Below are 20,324 nucleotides of genomic sequence, written 5' to 3'. Positions count from 1 at the left end.
GTTCCTATAAAAAAGTACTCTTATAAAATGTAATAGCATTGTAAAGTAATGTAAATTTAAGTCAATTTAAACAGCATCTATCTTCAATGAAAATTAATAAATTACCATTTTTAAAGGAAATTTCTACTGTGTCAGCAATCGCTTTATTACGTAAACTGGTAAAACCACCCAAAGATAAAGTTTGATTATCTAATGGGTATTTAAAGCCGCTAATAGTCAAATGTGTTACCGTTGATAATGGCATTAGTGAAATAATATGGTGTTTGACATGGTGAATAATTTGATGATGAGTAGCAAAAAAAAAGTGACAATAATCATCGTAAAACACCATTTTGAACTGTTGATGATATTGCATAGCAACCGATAAATTACCTAAAAAATGGTCACTAGCACGTCCTGTTGCACCATATATAGTAAATGATGTGACCCCTTTACTATTTAAAAATAACAGCGCCTTTTCAAAATCAGGTTTAGATTGATCTGGGGTGTGAATGATTTGCGTTTTATCCGGCACGGTCATTTTCGGGTTAATACTGTCTAAATCGCCAATAATAAAATCAGGCACAATTGCGGATTCAGATAGATAACTGTGATATGCGCCATCCGTGCAAGCAATATAATGATAGTTCGCTAAATGTGTAGGAAGATTTTTAGGTGGCTCGCCATTTACAAATAATAGTGCTCTGGACATAATTACTCCCGTCAAAATAATTTATAGCGCTAAAGTATAAGCCATAATAATTGCATCTTCCCGATGACCATTGGTAGATGGATAATAGTTTTTTCTTATAGTTATTTGATTAAATCCAATTAACTGATATAAGGCAATTGCTGGAGTATTTGATCTTCTAACTTCTAACCATAGTGTTGAAATCTTATAGGGTGCGTTTATTGACATTAACTCATCAATTAAATGGTTTAATAGTGCTTTAGCTAATCCTTGCTTTCGGTATTTGGGGTGGATTGCAATATTAAATAAAGTTGCTTCATCAATCACTTTTTGGCAAATACAAAAGCCTACAATTTTATTAGCAACTGTTATTTTAAGATTTAAATAACGTTCGCCCTGATTTGAAAAAAAAGTCTCCTTAGACCATGGAATAGGGTGACATAGTTGCTCTAATTGATAAGCTTCGGCTAAATCATTTTCGTTCAGGATGGAAATGGTTTTCATAATTACATAATTGTTGCCAAAGTTTGCGCTTTTGTTGCGGATCTTTGGCGAGCGAATCTAAATCGCTAGTGTTAATAATTAAGTTATTTTGCCAAGATTCAGTGCTATTTACATCAATAAACCAAATCACAATTTTTACTTCATTTGCTGGTATTATTAATTGCGAAGGGGTAAGAAATAAAACTTGCTCTTCGGTTAATTCTATGGCTTTTAAAATATCATAATATATTTTTTGTGTTGGTTGTTGTTTAGCGATCACAATTAAACGAATTTTATCATCTATATGAGTAGCAAGTTCACCTTGAAAAACGGCAGAATTGCGTAAAACATATTGGGTAATATCGCATTGCTTAAGATACCAATCAATTTGTGTCATTGTCGGATTTCGGTTTTTATTAGAGATTAAAGTGAGTTAATTGTATAATCTTCGCTTCAATTTATAAAGGTTTTTCATTGAGGCATTATGGCAACATCGATATTTACTCCTGCTAGCCAAGTACTTGAACGTCACCAATCCTTTTTTGAGGATAAAAATATTTTAATTGCAGGCGATATCCAAGATAATTATCCAGCGGTTATTGCGGCTAATTTGGTTAAGATCCACTGCTCGCAATATCACACATTCTTAAATTTTAAACACAGCAAACGAGCAGATAGTACAAATTTTTCGCTCTATCCTGACGAATCTTTTTATACCGATATCAATACACTCATTTACTATTGGCCTAAAACCAAAAGTGAAGCGCAATTTCAGTTATCGTTTTTGTTAAATAATATGCCAAAAGAGAGTGATATTTTCATCATAGGTGAAAATCGTACAGGGGTAAAAAGTGTTGAAGGGTTATTAGCTGATTTTGGCACTATTCAAAAAATAGATAGTGCTAGACGATGTGGTTTATATCATTTTCGAGCAGATAGCCGTTTAGCTTTTGATTTAAAAGAGTGGTGGTTGAGTTATCATTTAACTATTGGAAACCAAGCTATTGAAATTAAGAGTTTGCCAGGTGTCTTTAGTCAAAAAAGTTTGGATGCTGGAAGTGAATTACTATTGAATGCACTTATGGAGCAGAGTGATATTATTAAAGGCAACGTCCTTGATGTAGGCTGTGGCTCTGGGATATTATCAACAGTTATAGGTAAGTTATATCAAGATCTAAACTTGACATTAACCGATGTTAATAGCTCAGCGTTAGAATCCAGCAAAGCTACTTTAGCTAGCAATCACATTGCTGGAAATGTGATTGCTAGTGATGTTTTTTCAGATATCAACGATAAGTATCACTTGATCATCTCTAACCCTCCTTTTCATGATGGTAAGGAGACCAGTTATACGGCAGTGAACAAACTGATTAAAGAAGCTAAAAAGTACTTAAAATTAAACGGTTATCTTTGTATTGTGGCAAATTCATTTTTACCTTACCAGTCGATTTTGGATGAGACCTTTAAACGGGTTGAAGTTATTGCACAAACAACCAAATTTAAAGTCTATTTAGCCAGTCATTAATTATTAAAGATAACCAAATATTCATGCGTGAATTAAGCAAATTAAATCACGCGTGAAAATTGATGTTGTCGGACTAAGCGACGCATATAGATATCAAAGCACATACAAATATTGCGTATTAGCAAATGACCTTTAGGTTGAACAACGATGCTATCTTGATTAACGATTACTAGTTCATCTTGGGCTAATGGTGCAAGTAGTTTTAAATCGTCAGCAAAATAGTCATCAAATTTAATGTGATAAAGTTGTTCAATCGGTTTTTTATCAAGATGGAAATGACAAATTAGCTGCTTAATCACATCTCTGCGTATTTTATCATCTTGGTTTAAGGTAAAACCTTTCCATAGACCATGACCTTTTTGTTCAACCAAAGTTTGATATGATTTTAGATCTTTCTGATTTTGCGCATAACTATCACCCAGCATGCTAATTGCCGATACCCCAAGCCCCACTAAATCCGCATCGCCTTTAGTGGTGTAACCTTGAAAGTTACGATGCAGCTTATTTTGCTGTTGGGCGATAGCTAACTCATCGGTTGGTTTGGCAAAGTGATCCATGCCGATAAATTGATAACCAGCTTGGGTTAATTTTTCGATACTGGTTTGTAAGATATTTAGTTTTTGGTTTGCATCGGGTAGATCATGGTCTTTAATTTTACGTTGAGCAGCAAAACGGCTAGGTAAGTGTGCATAATTAAACACACTTAATCTATCAGGAGAAATATCAATAACTTTATTTAATGTCTCGGTAAAACTTTCAACAGTCTGCTTAGGTAATCCATAAATTAAATCAAGACTAATCGATCGAAAATGATTTTTTCGTGCTTGGGTAATTAATGAGCGGATCAAATTCTCATCTTGTTCACGGTTAATAAGATTTTGAATTTCATGATTGAAATCTTGAATCCCCATACTTAACCGATTAAAGCCAAGTTTGGCAAGATGATCGATAGTTTGAGGGGTAATTTCTCTAGGGTCAATTTCAATGGATAGTTCGGCATCTTGAGCAAAGTTGAAGTGTTGCTTTATAGAGGTAATTAATCGGCTAATTTCATCATCAGTCAAAAAAGTTGGTGTACCGCCCCCCCAATGCATTTGGGTGACAATTCGATCTTTGAATAATTCAGCTTGTTTGGTTATTTCAATATCTAATATATCAAGATATCGGGTAACTTTATGAGTTTGCCGGGTTACGAGTTTATTACATCCGCAGAAATAACAGAGTTTGTGACAAAACGGAATATGAATATAAAGCGATAATGGCCGCTGAGGATAACAATTAGCGGCTGAAATAAAGTCTTGCTCAGTAAACTGCTCATTAAATTCAAGTGCTGTCGGGTATGAGGTATACCTTGGGCCGGAATAGTTATACTTTTCAATTAACGCTTGATCCCAGAGTTGCGATTGAAGCATATTATTATTTTTTAATTCTACGTTTGACATTGCCACTTCCATAACGTTTTGCGGTATTAGGCTGTTTGGTCTTTAATTGCGTTTTAATTTTAAGCCGATTGATTTTTTTCAAATATAATAATGTGCAAATAAATAATCCCAAGTACAAACCTAGCATAATAAATATTGGCATGATAGATGGCTCTTTATGGTGATTTGTATAAAATTATTGATTTAGCATTGATATCGAATCAAATTAACTTACTTACGCTTAAGTAGGCCGACGATATCTTCTTTAGGCTCGTCTAACTCCTCATCGTCTTCAAAATCATCATCTTCAATACCTAACTGTTTCATCAGTTGATCAATGCGATCTAATTTATTATTGAGATAAGATTGTTGATCATCAGTTAATGTTTTGCCTTGCTCAACCAAATCAAGTAAATGATCTAGTTTAGTATCATTTTCAAGTTGTTCTAACTCTTGTTGGGGTGTTAATTTAGTTTTTTGTGGTTGATTAACTTTGTTTTTTATTGATGAATCATTGGTTTGTAGCAATGAAATTGGTTTTTTGCTGCCAATGCGTGGATCTTTAATTGTATTGGTAGATTTTTTATTTTGATTGTTATCTGGTCCATTAAAACGAGAACCACTAGGTAAACCTTTATGTTTACGTTTGCGCTTGAGTTCGCGTGACTCTTCATTAATCTCTTGACGGGTTTTTTTAGGTTTTAGTTTCGATTTATTTTTTAACATACAATCTCAATTTGATATCTGGTTATTAATGCATTAAACCTATTTTACCAGTAAGTGGTTAATATAGCTATGAGCAGAAGGTAATGCGAATTTATGATTGTAAAAAAATAGATTTAGTATAATCTGAGCCAAATAATTTTTAATTACTGAGCAATAGAGAATAAAACATGAAAAATCATTTGAGCCCTTATATGCAATTTACCCGACAAGAGTGGGCAGGCTTGCGTAATGCGGTACCGATGACTTTAACAGCCGAGGAGCTAACTTCACTACAAGGAATTAATGAAGACTTATCAATGGATGAAGTAAGTGAAATTTACTTGCCTTTATCTCGATTACTCAATTATTATATTAATAACTGTTTTAGCCGTCAGGCAGTCTTATCAAAATTTCTAGGTAAAAGCCAAAAAATACCTTATGTTATCGGTATTGCTGGTAGTGTTGCTGTAGGTAAAAGCACTACAGCCCGTGTTTTACAGGCATTATTAACTCGCTGGCCGGAGCATCGCAAAGTTGCGTTAGTGACGACCGACGGTTTTTTATATCCTAATCGTTATCTTGAAGAACGTGGTATCATGAATAAGAAAGGATTTCCTCAATCTTATGATATCAAAAAATTGATTAATTTTGTTGCTGATGTAAAATCAGGGCAGTCGGAAGTTAAAGCACCGGTTTATTCACATTTAGTTTACGATATTGTTGAAGACGAACAAATCACAATCGATAGTCCAGATATTTTAATTCTTGAGGGATTAAATGTTTTACAAGGCTCCATAAATTATGCTCAAGCTAACAATCGGGTATTTGTTTCGGATTATGTCGATTTTTCTATCTATGTCGATGCACAATTACCACTACTACATGACTGGTATGTGAATCGATTTTTAAAATTTAGAGCTGGGGCATTTAGTGATCCTAACTCTTACTTTAACCACTATTCTAAGCTTCCTGAACAAGAAGCCGTGAATATTGCTAACCGCCTTTGGCGTGAAATTAATGAATTAAATTTAATCGAAAACATCCTGCCAACACGGGAACGAGCAAGTTTAATTCTAACCAAAGGTAAAGACCATAAAGTAGATTGTGTTCAATTAAGAAAATAAACTTAGGGGAATCAATATGAAATCAGCAATAAGGTTATTAAGTAAGTTAAGCATTATCACTTTAGTTACTGCGTTTTCTGTCAACAGTTATGCAACAAGCAATGATGAATACCAAGGGTTAACTTGCGACGCTAAAAAGCAAGCAATCCAAACCAAAATTAATCAAGCTAAAACTGCCAATAATACCAATGAAGTAACCGGTCTTGAAAAAGCTCTTCAAGAAGTTAATACCAACTGTAAAGATGAAACATTAGAAGAAAAATACAAAAGAATAGTGGTTGAAAAAACTCAAAATGTTACGGACAAAACTAAAGAATTAGTTGAAAAAACCAAAGAGTATGCAAAAGATAAACTCAATGCCAATCAAGATAAAATTGATGCTTTAAAATCGAAACTTAATGAAGCAGAAAAAGAGTTAACTGAAGCCAAAAATAATTTAGCTGATTATTATAACAAACTTAAAGCTAAATAATTGAGATTTTTGTTCTTATCTTATTAGATAGTTATCGATTATTAACCATAATAAGATTAAATTTTTCAAATTAATGATGGTCTCATGTAGATAAATTTCAAATCTGCATGAGACCTTTTTTATAGATTTTTTATAGATTGTAAAATATTTCTCTTTATAAAAGAGTTACAATTCTTTAAGATAATTGATTACTAAAATAATAAGTCTATAATTTATATATAAATATAAAGAAATATAATGGAAAACATCACTAAAATTCGCGAATGTATTAAAGTTGCTACCCAAGATTTTATTGGTCGTCAACAACTTGCTGAACTTATCATACTCGCAGCTATCGCCAAAGAACATTTATTAGTTATCGGGCCACCAGGTACAGCTAAAAGTGCTGTAGTTAGGCGTATGGCTAGAATCATGGATGGTAACTATTTTGAATATCTTTTAGGTCGTTTTACCGAACCATCAGAATTGTTTGGGACAGTAAACCTTAAAAAACTTCGAGAAGGAAGAGTTGAAACTGATACCCAAGGGATGTTACCGGAAGCTGAAATCGCATTTTTAGATGAAGTTTTTTTAGGTTCAACTGCAATTTTAAATACCTTGCTAGGTATATTAAATGAACGAAAATTTAGACGTGGACATACGCAAATAGACTGTCCATTGAAAATTTGTATTGGAGCATCAAATTCGCTTCCAGAAGACGAAGGTCTAGCGGCTTTCGCCGATCGTTTTTTAATCCGTCTTTTTATTGAACCAATTGCTGATAGTTTTATTGAAGACCTGTTAGTCGGTGGCTGGCAAGCTGAGTTTACCCATGTTGATTCAGTTCTTTCATTAAATGAACTTTCAGAAATGAGCGAACACTTAAAAAATGTTAAATTAGATCACATTATTCCTTTTTTTGCTGATGCAATCCGTTTACTCAGACAAAGTGGCATTGTTTTAACTGATAGACGAGTGGTAAAAACATTAAAACTTATTGCTGCAGCAGCTTTAGTAAATGGTCGCCTTGAAGCTCAAAAACAAGACATATGGCCTTTATTTTACGTTTTACCTACCAAAGATATGCAACAGCGTGGTCAAGAGATCTTAAAGGAATTTTTTACACTATCAAATAATTCTCAACTATTTTACGCTACTGAATTGGCGTCGCAACAACCTAACGGCCGTTTGCAAAGGTTGGTTGAACTGGCTAAGCGTTGCCTAAATCAAGGCGATATTCAGGTAGAAAGTGTGTTACGTGAAATTGATGCTAATTACACCACTGAAACTATACCTGATGAATTAAACCAGTTAAGAACACAATTAATTAAATTGATAGCATAATATGAACAACAAAAGTTTGATCAACTGGCATTGGCAACTCAATACTGAGGCAGTAATCCCTGTTGCTGTAGTTGCATGGTATGAAACAGTGCCACGTTTACTAATCTATCTTTTGAAAAATCAAGATAAATACGATTTGCAAAAATTTAAATTTGTGAAAGGTGAAAATTTTATAATTATCATTGGTCCTGAATCTCAATTACCGTGGGTAGATGGAGTACAGTATGCAATGGTTGACAGTCAAGTTCCCCAGCTTTGGTTACCGTGTCATGCTAAACCCTCAATTTCAACCTTGCTTTTAGCTAATGCTATCGCGAATAAATTTACCCATAAACATGTACTATTATGGGATCATCCTAAAATGGTTATTCCTTTAGGTGTTAGTTGGCCATTAACCAAAGAGTTTCTTGAATATGCCATATAATCAATTAACCAAACCGATTAAAACTTGGCAGTCTTGGTTATCATGGTTTGATGAAGACTTACAACCCGTTATTGCTGATTTGCTTTTGCAATTAAGTAATTTTCTTGGTCCTGTCAAGGAAAGTAAATGGTGTGACCAGATGTTATCATCAGGTTTAGGTGACATTCGCAATCGAGGAAATTACCAACACTTATTGACGACTGAATGGTTAATAGGGAAAGAAGAGCCTGATGAGTTTATCCGTCGTGCAGTTAGTAATGAGCATCTTTTCGTAACGCCGATATATGAAAAATCAAAAGCGAATGGTGTGATTATCGCTTTGTTTGATTGTGGATTACTACAATTAGGTATTCAGCGTCTTGCTCATTTGATTTTAATGATATTATTTGATATTCGCGCTCAGCAACACAAGAGTCAATTTTACTGGGGCATCATACAATCAAGATCAAAATTAAAATTGTTTTCAGGTATAGACGATTTAAAGCTGTTGTTGAATAGCCGTACAATTAAATGTATTGATGATAACCAATTAGATTATTGGCATAGTAATTTACAAAAATCTGAATTATTTTATGATGAGTGTTGGTTAATTGGTAACAACATTTCACAAATTGATTTTGCAACTCATAAAGTATCAACAAGTAGATTGATGGATCATTTTAGCAAAATAGCAGTTAATATAGCGAGTAAAAATGTAGATAAGTATTTTGAGCTCAAATTACCGAACGAAATTATTTGCGCTAAATTATTGTCGGGGCAATTCGAACATAGCGGTAATTATGGGAAAATTGATCAACACGCCATTGGATCGATAAATGTTAACTTCAAGCCTAAAATTTCAACCAATGGCAATTATGTTTTGACATTTGATAATAAAAAAAATGATATCCATCTTATTGGTATTAATGATGTTCTTTCTCAGAAACAGAAATGCCGTATCATTCATTTTCATTTATCATTGAAATCTAAGGTATTGGCGTCAGATATTCAAGGTAAAAACATATGTGTTTTATATCAGGAAGAGCAAAAATTGTTTTTGTGGGGAAATAAAGGGCCACGAAGAGCGTTATCTAAAGATATTCAGATCAACAACAACCAGCTATTATCTCATTTTTTATCGATATATGGAGATCATACAACAAATATTTTATATATTGACGATCATAAAGTCCTTTATTCAATGTTTTTCATACCAAAGAATGGCGATGAAATTAAAAAAGTTGATAAAATTGCTCAAAACGTTATCGCATTGTTCAAATTAAGTGATAGAAATGTATGTTATATTTGTGATCAGCAAGAGCAGTTTTGCATTAAAAGTCATCATTTGATTCACCTATCGTATTGTTTAAAAATAAAATCAATTCACGATAATCTACAGTGTTTTATTTCCGCCGAAAACTTATGGTTGACAGGTTTTGGTCGATTAGCAATTGGTGCTGAACAACAATGGCAAGTATTTGATAATGAGAATAGTTATGTTGAAGTAAAAACGCCTTTAAACTGGCAGGTTTTTGGGCTTTTTCATGATTATCATGAAGATAAAATTAATTTTCTAATAATCAATGATGATAAAAAACAAGTGGCAACATTTGATTATCTCAATAATAACATTGATATCTGTTTCAGTTCATCAAATAAAATTGTCAATTATAGTTATCACTCATTAGCTCAATGCTTCACAATTATCACTGATAGCGGTGAATTAATTTTGTATTCCTTTTTGACGCGATCAACAAGATTAAAATTATATCAAGATGATTAATGCTATGAATAATAACTATTTTATTGGCTATCCAACCTTGAAAGGCGTACAAACTGTATTTGGAATATGGTTTCCTAAGCAATGGTTTGATCGTGAGCAACGTCTAAGTTTGTTGATAAAATCGTGGTTTATAGGATGTTCAATTTATCGATTTGAACAAGGTGACTTACTCAAGTTTGCAACCCCAAAAACGCTCAATTGTAATAATTTAGATGGTTGGCCATTAGTTTTAGAAAATGGAATCCTCACCTCAACACAATTTGTAAAAAAACCAGATGACGAAATCATGAATTATGATTTGATCATTGTAATGGGGAACGATATCAATTGTTATCGTTATGAAGATGCGGTCCATATCGATCCTGCCGATTGGATTGATCTAACAGAATATCAATTATGCGAGACCAACAGTTATAATGTTAATATTGTTTATGATGAGTTAACTGAAGATATTGAAGAGAGTAAATCCATTGAGCAAATATTTGCTGGAAAAATACCTCGCCCTAATCGTCGAATGTTGGCGTTCATTAATAGCCAAAAAAATGATATTAAACAGGAAAAAATTAAACAATATAATAAATACGCTCAAGAAAGATCGATAACAAAAAGGACTTTGATCTTACCAATTTTTATTCTATTAATCTTGCTGATGGCAATATTGATTTATTTTAATTTTAAATTATTTTCACTTGAAACACGACTTAGTCAAAATTTATCTAAAATTTCATCTTTTATCCTTTTGACCACATTTTATGTTGTGACTATTTTGCTAGGTACAAAAATTATAAAATTTCTATACAATCTCCCATCTAAGGTTAAACAAGCTAATTTTCCTCCCACCATTGTAGCAAAAAATTTTTCTTATAATATTAAAGCGGATGATTTACAAGCAAATACTAACCTTAATTACTCAACGCTACCATCGCGTGCTAATCGAAAAAAATCGGCATTAAGCCAGTGGCGTTATTACGCAACATTATTTGCCTTAGTTTCGAAATTGAGCCATTTAGTTGCTTTTCGACAAGGTAAATATATTGACACAATGATTAAAAAACTTGAGAAGGGTGATTTGGAGGATGCTTTACGTTATGCTATTCCGATCAATGGTGATCAACCTCCAATAGGACAATCATTTGGTGTACCCAAACCGCGTGAAAAATTGTCATTAAGTGAATTGGTTTATGGAAATTCGCTCGCTATTAATCTTGACCAACAATTAAGAAATTATTTGCAAGAGTTATATCGACAAAGTGCTACTAAGTTAATCCAACAAAAAAAAATTGAAGCGGCGGTTTATGTTTTAGTTGAACTACTCAATAATTTAAAAGAAGGGATAGAATGTCTAGAACAGCATAAAATGTACAAACAGGCTATGGACTTAGCTATTGCTAGGAATGCAAATACGGCATGGATAGTTAAACTATGCTGTTTAGCTAATGATTGGCATACAGCAATAATGATAGCAAGACGAGATCATGCATTTGCTAGTGCGATTATAATGCTTGAAAAAGAGCAACGTGAAATTGCAAATAAGTTAAGAGTAGAGTGGGCCAAAACCTTAGCGGAAAAAGCAGAGTGGTTAGTAGCGATTGAAGCTATTTGGCCACTAACAGAATATCGCTATCTAGCTGAACAGTGGCTTTGTAACGTTGATAAATTTAATGCCAAAGCGATCGTAAAACGCTTTATTCTAATGCCAGATTCCATTAATAAACTTGAAGAATGCTTAATGGAAATCAAAACTAATGTTAGTTATTATCAAACAAGACTGGAAATAGCTTATGAAATTCTAGAACAACAAATATATATTGATAAATTGCGCGGTTTGTTGCGGATAATGATCAATCATATTCTTGTTGATGCCATCACTTATCCTAATAAATTTACTAAATCTGATATAGCAGCATTAATTAAACTAACTCAAGATAAAGTGTTGCAGGTGGATCTGCCGTTATCAAGTTTAAACCGTGTTAAACAAAAATCGTTATTAGAGACGAGTAATGTAATACGATATCATTGTCCCGATAAGGGCCAGAAAGCAATTTTTGCTATGATACCGTTAACCAATAATAACTTTTTATTAGCATTAGGTGAACTAGGCATTATTCAAGTTAATAAGCAAGGTAAGCAACTAGCTCATTTTATGATAGTTGCTGATAGCTTTGTAGTATCTGCAAACCGATTACAGATTTTAGCATTGATTAAACGAGATAATTATTATCGTATTCATAAACTCGATTTGAGTACCGGTAGCATCGTCGATCTTGGGGTGATCAAATTTGATTTATGTTGCTGGGAGTTTGATGGCATCAATTGGACTATTATTAAAGATAATTGTCTAGAAATTATTGATATAAGTGATAAGTTATCTGTGGTTTGGCGTGTGGATTTTTCCCCGAATAGTGTCAAACAAATAACCATGAATAAATATCACAAAACTATTTTGACGCTCAGTAATGAAAATAAATATGAATATGAAGCTTTTTGTTATGATTTGGCTGAACATCGCTTAATAGAACGAATTGATATAAATGAAGAAAATGACAAAATATTTATTTCTTATAATTTTGGCATAATGAAAATGGAATATAATCAATTCGATCAGCAGTTGCGATTTAGATTTAATGATTATCGTTATTGTTCCGAGTTTCCATTAAAAATGATTAAAAAACAATTTGATAATCTACTTATCTACTCAACAGGCCAACTTATGGCACTTGTCATTCAAAGAATAGATGAATCCGGTTATGATATTCATCTCTTTTATCCTTTTAATAAGAAAATATGCATGACAATTGAGTGGAATGCATCGACCAAGGTGTCGTGTTCGCATATTGGTGATGAATATTGTTTTTTTGATGATCAGGGGAGAGCATTGCATGTCAATGTTACGGAAAATAAGGTAACGTCGTTTTCTGTGTAGAATTAAATTAAGCATGTCATTTTTAGATAAAATGCGCGATTTTTTTTAATAAATTAATTGTAGCATTGCGCTATCAATAAACACTTAAACCAGCTCGTTTTTAATCAATATTCTAGACTTTTAGCCCCAAAAAGAGTATGGTGTGCGCCTTATTACGTGGTTCGTGAACCTCCCACGCTAAAAAACTAAGGAAAATTATGAGTAACCTAACACTACTTGGCGATCAATCCGTTCGCTATCCAACTGACTATTGCCCAGAAATTTTAGAAACATTCGATAATAAACATCCCGGCAATGATTATTTTGTCAAATTCAACTGTCCGGAATTTACCAGTCTTTGTCCAATTACTGGCCAACCCGATTTTGCTACTATTTATATTTCGTATGTACCAAATATAAAAATGGTAGAAAGTAAATCACTCAAGCTATATTTATTCAGTTTCCGTAATCATGGTGATTATCATGAAGATTGCATCAACATCATTATGAAAGATCTAATTAAGTTAATGGATCCCAAATATATTGAGGTTTGGGGCAAATTCACGCCGCGCGGTGGAATCTCAATCGATCCATATGCCAATTATGGTAAAGCTGGCACGAATTGGCAGCAAATAGCGATGAATCGTTTAGCTAATCACGATCTTTATCCTGAAAAAATTGATAATCGTTAATATTTTTAACGCAACAGTATTACGAAATAGTTAAATCGGAATAAAGAAACATGCAAAATCGTAAAGCACTAGTGATATTTTCTGGTGGGCAAGACTCTACCACCTGTTTACTGCAAGCCATTGCTGATTATGGACGCGAAAATGTGGAAACCATTAGCTTTCAATATGGGCAACGGCATGTTATTGAACTTGAAAAAGCTAAATGGATTGCTGAAGATCTTGGCGTTAAACAAACGGTGATCGATACTTCGGTGATTAAACAGACCACTAATAATGCTTTGATTGATGACTCGCAAGAAATCAAAGCACCCAAAGAAGGGGATTACCCGAATACTTTTGTTGACGGTCGTAATATGCTGTTCTTACTTTTAGCAGGTTGTTATGCCAAGCAACAAGGTATACCTAATATTATTATTGGTGTCTGTGAAACCGATTTTAGTGGCTATCCTGATTGTCGAGATATCTTTATCAAATCAATGAATGTATCGATGAATCTGGCTATGGATTACAACTTTAATCTAATCACGCCACTGATGTATCTAACCAAAGCCCAAACATGGGAAATGGCCGATAAACTTGGCTATTTGGCTTATGTCCGAAAGCATACGCATACTTGTTATTATGGTGTAGATGGTGGATGTGGCCAATGTCCTAGCTGTATTCTTCGCGAAAAAGGTTTAAACGAATATCTTAATCATTCAAATTAATTGTAACACTGGGTTCACTTACCCCATTAAAAAAGGAAAAATTTATGTATCTGAACACTAATTCAGAACAAACTAGCAAATTTACTCACGCACAACAAATGAAAGCCCTTGGTTGGCTTTCGTTTTTTCATATTTTGGTTATTGCTTCAAGCAATTATCTGGTACAAATCCCTTTTGATATTTTTGGTTTCCATACCACTTGGGGGGCGTTTACCTTTCCATTTATCTTTTTAACTACCGATTTAACTATTCGGGTCTTTGGCGCAAGTTTAGCGAGGAAGATTATTTTTGTGGTGATGATTCCGGCTTTACTATTTTCTTATTCTATCTCAGTACTGTTTTTTGAAACTCACTGGATGGGATTTTCCGCGTTAACCGTGTTTAATAGCTTTGTTTTTCGCATTGCTTTAGCGAGTTTTGCCGCTTACTTAGTAGGTCAATTGATGGATATCACGGTGTTTAATTATTTACGTAAAAATAGAGCATGGTGGGTAGCGCCTTCAGCATCGGCAATATTAGGCAATGGTATTGATACCATCGTCTTTTTTGCGATCGCCTTTTATAAAACAAATGATGAATTTATGGCTACGCATTGGGTCGAAATTGCCACAATCGATTATAGTTTTAAAATTATCATCTGTGCTCTATTCTTTTTACCATTATATGGCATTATCCTGAATTTTATCTTAAAAAAATTAATTATAAAATCGCAGTAAATTAATCGGTTAGCAATTAATAATTGCTGCAAGAATCGCCATTTAGCGCTTATCTGATTCCTGATAAGTGCTAAATGTCAGTATTCCCCCTTTAATATCTTGTCCCTCAATTTTTTCACTAGTATCAAAAGATTTGTCTATCGCAGAATAAATTATCAATTTCATTGAAGATTTTTGCTAAAGTTTGTGTGATAATGGAAATTATTAAAAATAATAACAAATAGATTCATTAGAATTAGAAATAGTAAGGATTGGGTGAAAGAATGAAATTCATAAAACCTTTATGTATGTTAAGTTTGTTTTTGACGTTATGCGCTTGTGATGATCAAAAAAAGAAAACTACCGATTCGGGAAATATCAATAAAAGTGAAGTAACTACAACTAAAAGCGAAGTAACTACGTCTGAAAACGAGGTAACTACGACTAAAACCGAAGATGCTACTACGCAAAATATGGTCACTACTTTGCCAGTTAATAATGCTTTTAATCCTACTCCTGAATTAATTGAAAAATATAAAGGTAAAGAACTAAAGGTAATTGATAGTTCAGAAGTTATTCTGGATGGTTCAAGTACTTTAGTCGTGACTTTTTCAGTACCAATCAATCCTAAATTAAATTTTTCAAATTTATTGAAATTGGTTGATAAAGAAAGTGGTGTGGTTGATGGTGCATGGGAATTGTCAGAAAATGGAACTGAATTAAGACTACGTTATCTTCAACCCAATCGTAAATTGATGTTAACTATTGACAAAATGGTATCAGCCATCAACGATAGCCATTTACCATCCGTTTATCAAACCGAAATAACCACACAAGATCGCCAACCAACAGTTGGTTTTGCAAGCTCAGGATTTTTATTGCCTAGTAAGTCCATGAGTGGATTACCTATTACCACGTTAAATGTTAATAAAGTTGATATTAATTTTTTCAAAATTAAACCGGAACAATTATCTAGTTTAATTGATAATTATGGTTTTATTAATATGTTATCAACTTGGCGTTCACAAGAGATGAGAAAATATGCCGATTTAGTTTACTCATCAAAATTTGATCTTAATCCTAAACCGAATGCTCAAGAAACCATTATAGTTAACTTAGCTAACATTTCTGAACTTAACCAAGAAGGTGTTTATATCGCGGTAATGAACGAAGTTGGTGCTTATAACGAAACCAATCCAGCGACACTATTTTCAATTAGTAATATTGGGGTTTCGTTACATGGCTATAAAAATGGTAAATTGGTGGTAATGGCACATGCATTAGATAATGGTAACCCACTAAATAATATCAATTTATCACTGCTGTGTCAGACCTATGAGAGTAATAAAAAATGTAGCAATGTTACAGCAACCACTGATCAAGATGGTTACGCAGAATTTGACAAACCTAAAGGCTTTACATATAACATATTAACCGCTACTGATGGCCAACAAACGTCTTTTGTCACAATTGATCGAAATGCGCTTAATTTAACGGATTTCAATTTATCAGGTAAACCTTTCTATCAAAAACAATTATTTGTTTTCGGGCCACGTGATCTCTATCGTCCAAAAGAAACAGTCTATTTTAATGCTCTCTTACGTGATGCTGATGGTCAACCATTACCTGATCAACCGATTCTAGCTGATGTGATTTCTAATGGTGGTCGAGTTGTTAAATCTTACCAATTAAAAAGTAGCCCTGATACCAATGGTCTATATCAACAAGAGTTTGTTATTCCAAGTGATGCACCGACCGGTATGTGGTCAATTCGTTTTAATTTAGGCGATGATAACTATCGTTATTGGCAATTCAAAGTTGAAGAATTTTTGCCAGAACGTATGGCGATGGAGATTAAAAGTTTATCAGATGTCCCACTTCAAAATGATGAAGATATTTCCTTCGATATCAAAGGTTGGTATTTGTATGGCGCGCCTGCATCAGGCGATCGCTTAGATGCCAACATTTATCTAAAGAATGTGGATACTATTTCAGGATTAGATGAGTTTAAAATTGGTTCAGTTACTGATAATAATCCATACCGTGAACTTGATTCTTTAACTTTGAAGTTGGACAACGATGGTTTAACTCACATTAATGTTGATAAAGGTTATTGGTCAGGAACACGCTCACCTATGAAAGTAGTTTTACAAGCTAGTTTGTTAGATTCAGGTGGGAGACCAGTTACCCGTTACGCAACACAAACTATTTGGCCGGCAGCTAAAATGCCGGCAATCCGTGCATTATTTGGTGATTCACCATACTATGATTGGAATAGTGATAACTATCATCTACGTCCTACTGTAGACATAAATAGTAATGCTGAGTTCGAAATTGCTTATGTCGATACTAAGGGTGAAAAACTAGCAACTAATTCACTAAAAGCTAGAATAATTCGTGAGCGTAATAATTATTATTGGGTATGGTCTGACGAAGATGGCTGGCGTGAAAATTACACCACGAAGGAATTTTTGATTTCTGAAGAACAGCTATCTATTGTAGAGGGTAGTACCACAAAAATAGCCTATCAACCAATCGATTATGGTTCTTACCGAGTGGAAGTTGTTGATACTGATAGCAATGTAGTGAGTAGTTTTCGCTTCTGGTCTGGTTATGATTGGGAAGATAATACTCGTGGCACCAAATCCGTACGCCCAGATCAAGTTAAGTTGAGTATTGATAAACCATCTTATAATCCTGGTGATGTGGCTAAAATTAATGTTCAAGCACCTGTTGCTGGGTCTGGTTATATTTCACTTGAAACCAATGATGGTACTATTTGGAAAAAAGCAATTACGGTTGGCGAAGAAGGTTTAGATGTCGAAGTTCCGGTTGAAAATTGGGGACGACATGATATCTACATTAGCGCCATAATTGTTCGCCCGTCGACTGATGCTTCAGTTCAAACTGTGAAACGAGCAATTGGTTTACTTCATTTACCTATTGATACGACTAACCGTCAATTAAACGTGTCAATTGATGCACCTGTACAAATAGAACCCGAAAGTGTGGTACCAATTAAAATTAAAATGGATAAGCAATCTATCCAACAAAATAAAAAAGTTACCGTATTGATTTCTGCTGTTGATTCAGGTGTCTTAAATATCACCGATTATGTTACGCCAGATCCTTATGCCGAATTCTTAGGTCGTAAACGTTATGATGTCGATATCTATGATGTTTATGGCAAATTAATTGAAGCGACAGGTCGTAATGTTAACATGAGCTTCGGTGGAGATGCGATGGGTACTGGCGGCAAAAAACCGTCAAATGAAGTTAAGATTGTGGCACAACAACTAAAAACTATTCAATTAAACGATCAAGGTGAAGGAATAATTAATTTACCATTACCTGATTTCAATGGTGAATTACGTATAATGGCACAAGCATGGGATGATAATCGTTTTGGTAAAGCTGAGAAAAAAATGAAAGTTGCAGCTCCAGTTGTAGCAGAATTACTAACTCCACGATTCTTGTCTGGTGGTGATAACGCAGTATTAGCGTTAGAACTGCAAAATTTGACTGATAGTACGCAAAATATGCAAATTGCAGTATCAACTAGCGGTTTACTAAATCAAAATGAGATAAAAACGCTCTCTGTCAAACTTGATAGTAAACAAAAAGATATCGTTCAAATTCCAGTGGTAGCTGATTACGGCTATGGTACTGGTAAAGTAACCGTAGATGTCAAAGGAATTTTACTTGAAGATAATACAGACGTTAACCTACAACGTTCATGGTCAATTGGCATAAGACCTGCATATGCTGGAACAACAAAATCTTATGTAGTAGCATTGAATGCAAATGAAAGTTGGCAATTGCCAAACCAAGCATTAGTTGGGTTAATTGAAAACACTATTGAAGGGCAATTGGTTGTCTCTAATCAACCACCGTTAAATATAGCTCAGTATATCAAACAGTTATATGCATATCCTTATGGTTGCCTCGAACAAACGACGAGTGGTTTGTTCCCATCGTTATATGCTAATAGTGAACAACTTGCAAAGTTAGGCATTAAAACTGATTCGGATGATGAGCGTCGTAAAAAAGTTCAAAAAGGCATTTCACGTATCTTATCCATGCAACGTAGCAATGGTAGCTTTGGTTTATGGAATAGCGAAAGTGAAGAAGAGCATTGGCTGACAGTTTATGCAACAGACTTTTTATTGCAAGCTAAAGAACGCGGTTACCAAGTTAGTGATAAAGCGCTTGATTCAGCAATGACGCGTTTAGGTCAGTATATCTATGATAACTCTGCATTTAATAATCTCAATTACTATGGTGATTCAAATGTTCTTGAGTTTAATAAATTGTCAACCAAAGCATATGCTTTAATGGTGTTGACTAAACAAAATAAAATAACTTCGGCAATGCGTAATGAGATATATTATTTGACAGATAAGATTACTCAGAATAAATCATCTCTCTATTCACCATTACCTATAGCCCAATTAGCGGTTACCGCAAAAATGATTGGTTATCAAACTACTTATGAAAAATTATTGCCAATGGTATTTAACACTTCATATAAGTACAAAGATAACTGGCTTGGTAACTATGGTAGTGTTATACGTGATGAAGCATTAATTCTATCTTTATTGATAGAGAATAATATGGCTCAGAATAATCAAGCAAACTATTTAGTTAGATTATCAAATTTATTAAATGATAAAAACTATCTCTCAACGCAAGAGTTAAATTCCTTGTTTATTGCTGGTTGGTCAATAGAACAACACAAGGCTAATAATAAATTTAACGTGTCAATAAATGGGACAGTTAATGAAGTTGATTCAGTGTTATCACGTGCTTATGATTATACCGGATTAGCACAGGGGTTATCGTTGAAAAATTCAGAATCAAAAGATCCGCTTTATATTAAGTTTACTGTTAATGGCTATTCTAAAACACCACTAGCACCAACCTCTACTGATGGTTTCTTCAATATTAGTCGAACCTATTATGATTTGCAGGGTAATAGTATCTCACCAGAAAATTTAGAAGTTGGTTCAATGATGGTCGTGGCTCTAGATGTGACAGCTCAACAGGCTGTTCATGATGCGTTGATTGTTGATTTTTTACCTGCAGGTTTAGAACTTGAAAATCAAAACCTTTCTAACAGTAGTGTGAATCTATCATCAATTCCTGGTATTACTCATTTAATGAAAGGTCAAGATATTAGCGATATTAAATATCAGGAATATAGAGACGATAGATATGTTGCAGCGGTAAACCTTCAAAATTATATAGGACGTAATAAATATCATACCCGTATCGTTTATTTAGTTAGAGCGGTAACTACTGGTAATTATATGATTCCTTATCCTTATGTTGAATCAATGTACCGTCCAGAACGTTTTGCTATAGGAAATGCCCCTGATTTGATGACAATTTCAAATCCTAAAAAGGAAGAAAATTAAGC

Annotated in this window: 16 protein-coding genes and 1 riboswitch; of the genes, 11 read left to right on the top strand and 5 right to left on the bottom strand. The window is 33.8% G+C overall.

Annotation, left to right across the window (positions count from 1 at the left end; translation table 11 throughout):
• Positions 1–61 precede the first annotated feature (61 nt).
• Genes DKK79_RS09250 through DKK79_RS09240 form a run of 3 tightly spaced genes read right to left on the bottom strand, consistent with a single transcriptional unit; the run spans position 62 to position 1,550 of the window.
• Entirely contained in the window at positions 62–691 is a 630-nt protein-coding gene (locus DKK79_RS09250; RefSeq protein WP_110423816.1) for a thiamine diphosphokinase, read from the bottom strand.
• Between the two features lie 21 nt (positions 692–712).
• On the bottom strand, positions 713–1,174 hold the full coding sequence (gene rimI / locus DKK79_RS09245) for a ribosomal protein S18-alanine N-acetyltransferase (RefSeq protein ID WP_110423815.1): 462 nt from the start codon (positions 1,172–1,174) through the stop codon (positions 713–715).
• Positions 1,143–1,550, bottom strand: coding sequence for a DNA polymerase III subunit psi (locus tag DKK79_RS09240; RefSeq protein ID WP_034883994.1), 408 nt, complete (start codon positions 1,548–1,550; stop codon positions 1,143–1,145). Before DKK79_RS09240 ends, rimI begins: the two co-directional genes overlap by 32 nt.
• An 87-nt stretch (positions 1,551–1,637) precedes the next feature.
• On the opposite strand from DKK79_RS09240, the gene rsmC reads away from it, so the two are divergent.
• Positions 1,638–2,678, top strand: a complete 1,041-nt coding sequence (rsmC, locus tag DKK79_RS09235) for a 16S rRNA (guanine(1207)-N(2))-methyltransferase RsmC (RefSeq protein ID WP_110423814.1) — start codon at positions 1,638–1,640, stop codon at positions 2,676–2,678.
• 41 nt (positions 2,679–2,719) lie between these two features.
• Here rsmC and hemN read toward each other — a convergent pair whose 3' ends face one another.
• Complete coding sequence (hemN, locus tag DKK79_RS09230) at positions 2,720–4,120, bottom strand: oxygen-independent coproporphyrinogen III oxidase (protein WP_220019159.1); 1,401 nt, start codon at positions 4,118–4,120, stop codon at positions 2,720–2,722.
• 210 nt (positions 4,121–4,330) lie between these two features.
• A complete protein-coding gene (gene yihI, locus DKK79_RS09225; RefSeq protein ID WP_110423813.1) occupies positions 4,331–4,825 on the bottom strand; it encodes a Der GTPase-activating protein YihI in 495 nt (164 codons plus the stop codon).
• 167 nt (positions 4,826–4,992) lie between these two features.
• Here yihI and coaA point away from each other — a divergent pair, with 167 nt between their 5' ends.
• From coaA to DKK79_RS09175, 10 genes are all read left to right on the top strand, one after another.
• Complete coding sequence (coaA, locus tag DKK79_RS09220; protein ID WP_034884000.1) at positions 4,993–5,928, top strand: type I pantothenate kinase; 936 nt, start codon at positions 4,993–4,995, stop codon at positions 5,926–5,928.
• 16 nt (positions 5,929–5,944) lie between these two features.
• Positions 5,945–6,400 (top strand): DUF1090 domain-containing protein, encoded by a 456-nt coding sequence (locus tag DKK79_RS09215; protein ID WP_110423812.1) that lies wholly within the window; start codon positions 5,945–5,947, stop codon positions 6,398–6,400.
• A gap of 237 nt (positions 6,401–6,637) precedes the next feature.
• On the top strand, positions 6,638–7,723 hold the full coding sequence (locus tag DKK79_RS09210) for an AAA family ATPase (protein ID WP_110423811.1): 1,086 nt from the start codon (positions 6,638–6,640) through the stop codon (positions 7,721–7,723).
• Between the two features lies 1 nt (position 7,724).
• Positions 7,725–8,147: a bpX5 domain-containing protein gene (locus DKK79_RS09205; RefSeq protein ID WP_110423810.1), complete on the top strand. Its 423-nt coding sequence runs from the start codon at positions 7,725–7,727 to the stop codon at positions 8,145–8,147.
• Complete coding sequence (locus tag DKK79_RS09200) at positions 8,137–9,909, top strand: hypothetical protein (protein ID WP_110423809.1); 1,773 nt, start codon at positions 8,137–8,139, stop codon at positions 9,907–9,909. The genes DKK79_RS09205 and DKK79_RS09200 overlap by 11 nt, the downstream gene beginning before the upstream one ends.
• A gap of 4 nt (positions 9,910–9,913) precedes the next feature.
• Positions 9,914–12,832 carry a bpX6 domain-containing protein gene (locus DKK79_RS09195; protein WP_146212015.1) on the top strand — a complete coding sequence of 973 codons (2,919 nt, stop codon included), beginning with the start codon at positions 9,914–9,916 and terminating at the stop codon, positions 12,830–12,832.
• Between the two features lie 150 nt (positions 12,833–12,982).
• Positions 12,983–13,027, top strand: a riboswitch (PreQ1 riboswitch).
• 2 nt (positions 13,028–13,029) lie between these two features.
• The gene (gene queF / locus DKK79_RS09190; RefSeq protein WP_110423807.1) at positions 13,030–13,503 is read left to right on the top strand and encodes a preQ(1) synthase; all 474 of its coding nucleotides are present in this window, start codon (positions 13,030–13,032) and stop codon (positions 13,501–13,503) included.
• A gap of 50 nt (positions 13,504–13,553) precedes the next feature.
• On the top strand, positions 13,554–14,210 hold the full coding sequence (gene queC / locus DKK79_RS09185; RefSeq protein WP_110423806.1) for a 7-cyano-7-deazaguanine synthase QueC: 657 nt from the start codon (positions 13,554–13,556) through the stop codon (positions 14,208–14,210).
• Positions 14,211–14,254: 44 nt separating this feature from the next.
• Positions 14,255–14,926 (top strand): 7-cyano-7-deazaguanine/7-aminomethyl-7-deazaguanine transporter, encoded by a 672-nt coding sequence (locus tag DKK79_RS09180; RefSeq protein WP_110423805.1) that lies wholly within the window; start codon positions 14,255–14,257, stop codon positions 14,924–14,926.
• A gap of 263 nt (positions 14,927–15,189) precedes the next feature.
• Positions 15,190–20,322: an alpha-2-macroglobulin family protein gene (locus DKK79_RS09175; RefSeq protein ID WP_181415287.1), complete on the top strand. Its 5,133-nt coding sequence runs from the start codon at positions 15,190–15,192 to the stop codon at positions 20,320–20,322.
• Positions 20,323–20,324 lie beyond the last annotated feature (2 nt).

Source organism: Gilliamella apicola (assembly GCF_003202915.1).
GTDB lineage: Bacteria > Pseudomonadota > Gammaproteobacteria > Enterobacterales > Orbaceae > Gilliamella > Gilliamella apicola_Q.
This window is presented reverse-complemented; position numbering and strand designations above follow the sequence as displayed.